This is a genomic window from Spirillospora sp. NPDC127506, from assembly GCF_040302145.1.
Classification (GTDB): Bacteria; Actinomycetota; Actinomycetes; order Streptosporangiales; family Streptosporangiaceae; genus Spirillospora.
Genome location: NZ_JBEORG010000060.1, coordinates 23,926 through 32,209, shown reverse-complemented (window position 1 = coordinate 32,209; position 8,284 = coordinate 23,926). Strand labels below are relative to the sequence as shown.

At 72.6% G+C, this 8,284-nt stretch carries 8 protein-coding genes; 2 read left to right on the top strand and 6 right to left on the bottom strand.

Annotated elements, in window-relative coordinates; all coding sequences use genetic code 11:
• Positions 1-273 precede the first annotated feature (273 nt).
• Positions 274-771, top strand: a complete 498-nt coding sequence (locus ABTW95_RS33175) for a MarR family winged helix-turn-helix transcriptional regulator (protein WP_500228360.1) — start codon at positions 274-276, stop codon at positions 769-771.
• 25 nt (positions 772-796) lie between these two features.
• Here ABTW95_RS33175 and ABTW95_RS33170 read toward each other — a convergent pair whose 3' ends face one another.
• The 5 genes from ABTW95_RS33170 to ABTW95_RS33150 form a co-directional block, all read right to left on the bottom strand.
• A complete protein-coding gene (locus ABTW95_RS33170; protein WP_500228359.1) occupies positions 797-1,219 on the bottom strand; it encodes a nitroreductase/quinone reductase family protein in 423 nt (140 codons plus the stop codon).
• A 58-nt stretch (positions 1,220-1,277) separates the two neighbouring features.
• The gene (locus ABTW95_RS33165) at positions 1,278-2,039 is read right to left on the bottom strand and encodes an SDR family NAD(P)-dependent oxidoreductase (protein ID WP_500228358.1); all 762 of its coding nucleotides are present in this window, start codon (positions 2,037-2,039) and stop codon (positions 1,278-1,280) included.
• Positions 2,040-2,067: 28 nt separating this feature from the next.
• Positions 2,068-3,189, bottom strand: coding sequence for an alkene reductase (locus ABTW95_RS33160; RefSeq protein ID WP_500228357.1), 1,122 nt, complete (start codon positions 3,187-3,189; stop codon positions 2,068-2,070).
• A 1,215-nt stretch (positions 3,190-4,404) separates the two neighbouring features.
• Positions 4,405-5,010, bottom strand: a complete 606-nt coding sequence (locus tag ABTW95_RS33155) for a GAF domain-containing protein (RefSeq protein ID WP_500228356.1) — start codon at positions 5,008-5,010, stop codon at positions 4,405-4,407.
• 111 nt (positions 5,011-5,121) lie between these two features.
• Entirely contained in the window at positions 5,122-5,526 is a 405-nt protein-coding gene (locus tag ABTW95_RS33150; protein WP_500228355.1) for an STAS domain-containing protein, read from the bottom strand.
• A gap of 452 nt (positions 5,527-5,978) precedes the next feature.
• On the opposite strand from ABTW95_RS33150, the gene ABTW95_RS33145 reads away from it, so the two are divergent.
• Positions 5,979-7,688, top strand: a complete 1,710-nt coding sequence (locus ABTW95_RS33145) for a SpoIIE family protein phosphatase (protein ID WP_500228354.1) — start codon at positions 5,979-5,981, stop codon at positions 7,686-7,688.
• A gap of 95 nt (positions 7,689-7,783) precedes the next feature.
• Here the strand turns inward: ABTW95_RS33145 and ABTW95_RS33140 are convergent, their stop codons facing one another.
• The gene (locus ABTW95_RS33140) at positions 7,784-8,260 is read right to left on the bottom strand and encodes a DUF5994 family protein (protein WP_500228353.1); all 477 of its coding nucleotides are present in this window, start codon (positions 8,258-8,260) and stop codon (positions 7,784-7,786) included.
• Between the last annotated feature and the right edge of the window lie 24 nt (positions 8,261-8,284).

Sequence of the window (8,284 nt, the reverse complement as noted above, 5' to 3'; positions counted from 1 at the left end):
CGCGGAGCGCGAGCCCGATCGGCGTCCAGCCGGTGGGCCGCAGCGTCGCGATCGCCGCCTTCGCCCGGGCTTTGTCCATCGGGCCGACTGGGTAGGCCATCGGTCTCATGACCCGCCGCTCGGCACGTGGTGGGCGACCCGGCGTCCGCCAAGTCCGCATGGGGCTTGCACGAAGACGGGGCGCGGACCGCTGCTTCCCGGGCGTGAGCCTGACCAGTGGCGGCCCGACCTCCGAGGACCGGGCCGGCGCTCGGGCTCGGTAACCTCGGAACTGTGGCGGACACAGCGGGTGCGGCGGGCGAGCCGTCGGAGGGCTCGGTCGCCGGCCTCGGTCCGATCAGCCATTCGATCTTCCGTGTCGCGCGGCTGCACAAGGCGTTCGCGGGCCGGCTGCTCCGCGACGTCGGCCTCTATCCCGGCCAAGAGCTGCTGATGATCCAGCTGTGGGATCGCGGACCGCAGCGGCAGGTCGACCTCGTCCGGACCCTGGAGTCCGACGCGCCCTCGGTGGCACGTTCGGTCCGCCGGCTGGAGGCGGCCGGGTTCGTCCGGCGCACCCGCAGCCCCACCGACAAGCGGGTGACGATCATCGAGGCCACCCGTGCCAGCCTCGCGCTGAAGCAGAGCGTGAAGCGGATCTGGGCCGAGCTGGAGTCGCTCACCGTCGGCGAGATGGACGCCGCCGAGCGGGACCGGGTGCTGCACGCGCTGCACGTCCTGGAGAGCAATCTGATCGCCGCCGAGCAGCGGGATCCGGGCCCGCCGGCCTGACGGCGGGCCCGGTCCGCGGCACGGCTCAGCTTCCGGGCCCGCGGCGGACGAAGCGGATCACCGGCAGCAGCCGCGGCGCCTTGGCCAGGTAGGCCGCGAAGGCGGGCGCCATCTCGACGAAGCGCGCGAACGCGGCCTCGCGCTCCCGGCCGGCCAGTTCGACGGCACGCACCGGAACGGTGGCGATGCCGCCGTCGATCACGGCCTCGATCTCGGTGTCGGGGTGAGCGCGCAGGTTGACCGTCCAGGCCGGGTCGCGCGGAGCACCCATCGCGGACCCCACCACCAGCCAGCCGTCGCCGTCGCGCAGGGACATCGCGGGGTTCACCCGCGCGGTCCCGGTCCGTACGCCGCGGTGATGGATGAGGACCAGGTCGGTCCCCCAGGCGCCGACGCGGCCGCGGTTCGCCCGGAACTCCGCGATGACGCGGTCGTTGAACTCGGTCATTATCGGTTCCTTCCGTTCCGCCGGGCCGCGCCCCGCGCCGGAGCGCGGCCCGCCGAGGTCAGTTCATGAACATGCCGCCGTCGACGTTCAGCGTCTGGCCGGTCACGAAGTCGGCGTCCGGAGACGCCAGGAAGAAGATCGGCCCGACGAGGTCCGCGGCGTGCTGGTCCCGCTTGAGGGCGCGGCCCTCGCGCTGGGACGCGATCAGCTCCGGCGGGAAGTTCTCCAGCACGGGCCCGGTGAGCGTCAGGCCGGGGGTCAGCAGGTTGACGGTGATGCCGTCCGCGCCGACCTCGCGTGCGAGGCTGCGGGTGAACCCGACCAGTCCGGCCTTCGCCGTGACGTAGTGGACCTGCCCGGGGACGCCGGGGAACATCGACGCCGACCCGACGTTGACGATCCGGCCCCAGCCGCGGCCCCTCATCAGGGGCAGCAGAGCGTGAGTCACCAGGAAATAGCCGGTCAGATTGATGTCGATCACCGTGCGCCAGCGGTCGGGGCTGGTGTCCTCGAACATGTCGAACGGGAAGAACCCGGCGACGTTGAGGAGCACGTCGACGCCCCCCAGCCGGCGAGCGGCGTCGGCGATCGCCCGCACGTCGTCCTCGTCGGCGATGCTGCCCGCGACGGTCACGAGCGACTCGTCCGCGCCCAGATCCGCGCGGAGCTTGCCGAGGGCGGCGGCGGACAGGTCCGTGGCGATCACCCGATCGCCGTTGCGCAGGAAACGGCCGACGAGAGCGGACCCGACTCCTCCGGCTGCGCCGGTGATGACGACGACCCGTCCGGTGCCGTGGTCAATGCGTGCGGTGGTGTTCATTGCGGTGTCCCTCCACTGGTAGTGGACGTCAGGAGGAGGCCCCGGCCGTCTGCGCGGGCTGAAGGGCGGGGTAGTCGGTGTAGCCCGCGGCGTCGCCGCCGTAGGCCTTGCTCAGGTCCGGTTCGCGAAGCGGCGCGCCCTTCTCCAGCCGGTGCGGCAGGTCGGGGTTGGCCATGAAGAGGCGGCCGAAGGAGACCAGGTCGGCGGCGCCCTCCTCGATGAGCGAGAGGTGCTCCGGCCCGGTCCGCGACCCGGGAGTGGCCGGGTTCAGCATGAACACGCCGGACCACCGCGCCCGCAGGACGGACGTCAACCCGGGGTCCGTGGACTCCAGCACGTGCAGGTAGGCCAGGCCGAGGTCGTCCAGTTCGTCGACGAGCAGCCGGTACGTCTCGGCGTGATCGCGCTCCTCGATGTCGTTCAGCGGGTTCGCCGGGGAGATCCGCAGCGCGGTGCGCCCGGCGCCGATCTCCTCGGCCACCGCGCGGACGGCTTCCAGCGTCAGGCGGATCCGGTTCTCCGGCGGCCCTCCCCACTCGTCCTCGCGCCGGTTGGCGTTGGTGGAGAGGAACTGGTGGAGCAGGTAGCCGTTGGCGCCGTGCAGTTCGACGCCGTCGAAGCCGGCCGCGATCGCGTTGCGGGCGGCCGAGGCGAAGTCCGCGACCGTCTCCCAGATCTGCTCGCCGGTGAGCGGCACCGGCTCGACGAAGTCCCGCGGGCCGCCGGCGGTGAAGATCTGGCCTTCGGCACGGACCGCCGACGGACCGACCGGCACGGCGGACGAAGAATAGTTGTCCGGATGCCCAATTCGGCCCGTGTGCATCAGCTGCGCGACGATCTTCCCGCCGCGGCCGTGCACGGCGTCGGTCACCCGGCGCCACGCCTCGACCTGGGCGGTGCTGTGCAGACCGGGCGTGTCGGGGTAGCCCTGGCCGATCCGGCTGGGCTGGACGCCCTCGGTGACGATCAGCCCCGCACTTGCCCGCTGCGCGTAGTACTCGGCCATCAGCCGGGTGGGACTCGCGTCCGGCCCGTACGCGCGGCTGCGCGTCATCGGTGCCATCACGACCCGGTTCTTGAGCGTCCCGAACCCGACCTCCACGGTCTCGAACGGGTTCACGCGGGCTTGGCCCTCGATGGAAGCGGTCATCTGCCGTCCTCATTCCTTGCTCGACTCGGTGAACAGTTAGCCGAACAAGTAACTACCGCGGATGATTCCCGGCGGACTTCGGCCCGGACGACAGCGGCTCAGTCTCCGTTCGCCGTGCCGATCGGGATCACGGTCCGCAACCGGCGCGCCCACGTCGCCGCCGCGGGCGCGACCGGTGGAACGGTGCCGCTCCGGTCAGACGGTGACGACGATCTTCTTGGCGGAGACGCCTTCCGAAGTTGGCGGAGCGCGCCGGGGATGCGGTCGAGAGGGTGACGGACGCCGTACTCGTCATCCCCACCGGCTGAGCGGCCACCGCATCCGAACTCAAGGCTCGCCCTTGGCGCCGGGGCCCGAGTACCACCGCCACGCCCCGGCGTCCAGGGCGGCGAGGCCCCGGGACCGGCAGCGGGTGCGCAGTGCCGGGCTTCGTCGCCGGTGACCCGCCCGAACACCAGCAGCGGGTCGTCGACGGCCAGCCGGTCCGGGTCGGTGCTGATGTGCTCGTAGGCGATGGGTGACAGCCGGGCACACATGGCGTCGGTGGCGGGAAACCCGTCGGCGCATGGCTGCTTGACCGCAGCGTCCAGGTAGAGGCTGTTCCACTACACCACCGCGTTCAACGCGAGGCCGAGCGCGCCGGTCTGGTCCTCCATGCCCTCGCGGTAGCGCCGGCGTAGCTGGCCGCGTCTGCCGAACGCGAGGCGGCGGCGGGCTTCTGGTAAGGATAGGAGTTGATCTCGTCGGCGGCGCTGTCGCACAGGTAGAACCGGGTGGCCGGGCGCTCGGGTTCCGAGCCCGCCGGCGCCGCACGCCGCTGCCAGTCGGGGGGATTCGAGCGGGTCGTGCACGGTCGGGTCGTCGGGAGACTTCCGATGGCGGGCAGAGCGTCGTCCAGGACACAGCGGCCGCGCGAGACGTTGGTGACACGGTGACGGCCTCGGGCCGGTGGTGGGGCCGCGGTCACCGGCCGGGCTGTGGGTGTCGAAGGTGCGGGCGACTGCTGGGGCCAGCCGATGCACGGCGACGGTCTCGGTGTCCAGGATGATCGCGGTGTAGGCGGCGAGCTTGCCGGGGGTTTCCTGCAGCAGCGGCGGCGCGGCCTCCCAGTTCCTGCAGTTGGTTCAGGCCGTCCAGCGGGATGCGGGATGGTTTGGGGGCGTACCGGACCAGGATCGGCAGCAGGCCGCGCGCCTTGGTCTCCGCCTGGTCGTGTCAACTTCGTGTGGGTGGGGGGCGGAGGGCGATGATGGGTGCGCACGGGCTGTCCGGCGGCGTGCTCGTGCGCCGGTCTTCGGCGAGTTGGACCAGGCGGGCGGCGGTGTCGGCGAACAGCAGTAGTTGGCGGGCGGTGGAGGGGCCGAACGGCTCGGCGTTCGGCTGTGCGAGGACGGCGAGGACCCCGTGGGTGGCCTCGCCGTTGTCCAGCGGCAGGATCAGGATCGGCCCGGCCGGCAGGGCGCTGAGCGTCTGATCGGTGACGATTCGCGCCGACAGGGCCCGGCGGGAACTGAACGCCCGGCCGAGCATGGACCGCCCGCGCCGGACCGTCAGCCCGCGTATCCGGTCGCTGCCGTCGCCGACCGCGACATCGATCCGCAGGGTGTGGGCTTCTTCTGCGGGCAGGGCGATGAATGCCAGTGGAACGCCTGCCATGGAGCGGGCCCGCTCGGTCACGAGCTTCAGCAGGCTGGGCAGGGCGGTCCCGTTCAGGACCGCCGCCATCAGGTCGAATGAGGCGGTCAGCCGCCGCTGGTCGGCCGCGCCCCGGGACATGCCCGCTGGGCCCCAGACGGTCGCCGGTGGTTCGTTGCCGGTCATGTCGTCATCCCGCTCTCTTCGTGGCCGGGCGGTGGCCGGGCCTTGAGGTCGCGGGCCGCAGATCCGCGCTGGCCGCGGCCCGGTTCGGTGCGTGTGAGCGCCGGGGCGCGGTCAGGCCGCGGTTGACCGGATGTCCGGAGTCGTGTCCTGGGGGTCGGTGGCGGAGGAACCGTCCATGAACACGCGGTGCAGCCCGGTGGCCAGCAGTAGATGGGCCGGCTGTGGGCGGGGGCGGGCGAGGGTCAGGGTGGTGCCGGTCGCTTCGGCCCGTCGGTGTGCGCCGACGAGCATCGCCAGTCCGGACGCGTCGCAGGACGTCACGTCCGACAGGTCGACGGTCACGTGGGCGCCGCAGTCCCGCAGCGCGGCGTACAGGCGTTCCCGCAGGAACGGGGTGGAGGTGGCGTCGAGATCGCCGCTGATGGCGATGACGGTTCGGTCGTTGAGCCGTTCAAGGGTCAGGCCGATGGGTTCGGCGGGGCCGGCCGTTTGGACGAGGTGGTGTTGCGGCGTCATGGCGCCGGACCTGTCTGGGCTGAAGCGCCCGAGTATGGAGAAACCAGGGGAATGCGGGCTTGGCCGCCCGCATCGAGAAGACCCTCGTCACGGTGAGTCTACGCGCTTGCCTTGCCATCGCGCTGTGTGTGAGGCTGCGCCGGTCAGAGGCGAGCCTGGACGCTCGCGGTGTCAGTGAGCCGCCGCGGGGGCCGCCGGTCCGGAAGATCGGGACGAGCGGAAGGCGCCGGCGGCGAGGGCCGTCGGGGCGACGACCCTCCCTCTCGGAGTCCGCTGGCGTGGCGATGTAGCCGCGGGGCGGATGGTGCCATCACCGGATGGCGGCAACCTGCGGAATCGACCATCCCCCGCGGGGGCCTTGACCAGGGTGCCTGCCTGATAGACGGCTCGCGCGTGGAGTGTCCGGGGTGTGCCGGGGGGAATGGGTCTGGTGTCCGATCGAGGGGATGAGCATGACCGGGCAGGTGGACGATCGGCCGGGCGCCATTCATGACCGCTTGGTGGAGGCGATGAACTCCGGGGTCCTGGCGACCGACGAGCACGGCCGGATCACGGCGTGGAACCCGCGCGCCCGGGAACTGCTCGGCTACACACGCGACGAAGTGCTGGGCAGGCCGATGCACCGGCTTCTGCACCGGGACGCCGACGGGCACGTCCCTCCCGAACGGGACTGCCGCCTCATGCGCGGGCTGCGCACCGGCGTTCCCGATCAGGGGGACGGCCAGCGGTTCGCCCACCGGGACGGGCGGCTGATGATGTGCTCCTGGTCGTCGGCGCCGATCTACACCGGGGACCCGGGCCGGACCGGGCCCGTGGACGGGGCGGTGGCCGGGCTGGTCATCGTCTTCCAGGACGCCGCCGACCGGGTCGAGGCCGAGCGCGAGCGGCGCGAGCAGATGGCGCGAGTGCAGCGGGCCAATTCCCGGTTGCGGCTGGTCGCCGAGATCACGACGGTGCTGTCGTCCACGCTGAACGAGCGGGAGGCACTGCGGCGGCTGGTCCGGCTCGTGGTTCCCCATCTCGGGGACTGGGCCGAGGTCGATCTGCTGGTTCGCGACGGCCGCGTGGAGCGGGTGGCCGCGACGCACCACGAACTGTCCGCCGCCGACATCGCCGGGCTTGAGGGGCCGCTTCCGCCGCTCCCGCGCGTGCCGCGGGGACCGCTGGCCCAGGTGCTGCGCGGTGGCGCGGCGGTCGTGGTCAGCGGCGATGCCGATGTGCGCTCCGACGAACCGCTGGACGCCGCCCAGCGCGAACTCTTCCAGGTCATGGACGCCCAGAGCGCGATCATCGCCCCGCTGGCCGCCCGAGGTGAGACCTACGGCGCGCTGACACTGGGCTACTCCCGCCCAGGGCACGGCTACGGGCCGAACGACCGGCTCGTCGTCGAGGACGTCGCGCGCCGCACCGGCCTTGTCCTGGCCAACGCCCGCCTGTACGCCGAGCAGCGCAACACCGCTGAGGCGATGCAGCGCAACCTCCTCACCCCTCTGCCGCAGCCGGGCGAGCTGCGGCTGGAGGCCCGGTATGTGCCCGCGGCCCGAGTCAGCTGGGTGGGCGGCGACTGGTACGACGCCTTCACGCTGCCCGGTGGCGCCATCGGAGTGGTCATCGGGGACATCGTGGGCCACGACCTGCAGGCCGCGGCGCGCATGGCCCAGGTCCGCAACATGTTCCGGGCCCTGGCCTGGGACACGACCGCGCTGCCCAGCACCGTGCTGGCCCGCTTGGACGGCGTCATGGCCGGCGTCAGCGACGCCGACCTGGCCACCGGCGTGTTCGGCCGCGTCGAAGAGGCCACCGGCGGGCGGTGGCGGCTGCGCTGGTGCAACGCCGGCCATCCACCGCCGCTCCTGATCACCGGTGACGGCGGCACGCATTTCCTGGAGGAGCACGGAATGCTTCTGGGCGACCCCGACCTCACCGGGACTCGCCCCGACGGCGCCCGTGTCCTGCCGGCCCTGTCCACACTGCTGCTCTACACCGACGGTCTCATCGAGACCCACGACAGCGACCTGTCCGACCGCCTCACCAGCCTCCGCCGCCACGGTTCCCACCTCGCCCAGCTTCCCCTGCCCGACCTGTGCGACCAGCTCCTGGAGCGCATAGAGCCCAGCGGCGAGGACGACGTCGCGCTCCTCGCCCTCCGCATCCCCGGCTGACGGCCGCGGGCGTACGCACCCCGCTACCGGGCCGCGGGTCCGGAAGCCGGGCCGCGGAACGGTCAGGCGATGGGGTCTGTCGTGGGAGCGGCGGCTCAGGGGCGGGCGGTGGAAATGTCGCAAGAGGCCAGGATCTCCTCCGGCAGTGCGAAGCCCGCCCCGGCGGACGCCCTGGCCAGAGCCGCCTCAGCCGAGGCCGGGCGTGTCTCGGGCGGCACGACCAGAAGCAAGAGCGGCTCCGCACGGCCGCAGGCGACCGCGACCATGTGGTCGAGGCGGGGAAGCCGGCCCACTCCGATCTCCCGACCCAGGACGGCGATGCCAAGCGGCACGCGGTCCCAGTCGCCCGAGTCGATGATCAAACGGCCGGCGGTCATGCCCGACCGCCCGGCCAGGGCGGTCACCAATGCGGTGAGTTCGACCGCGGCGTCGCGGGACCGGGGCCACCAGCCGCCGTCCATGACCCCGCGTCCAGCGCCGCCCGGCGTCAACCGCAACCGCGGCGCCACCGGTGGCGGAAGCAGGGGCGCGGCTGCGGCGGCGGGGTCCGCGAGCGGGACGCTGTGGGCCATGTCGGAGGCCCCAATCTCGGCCTG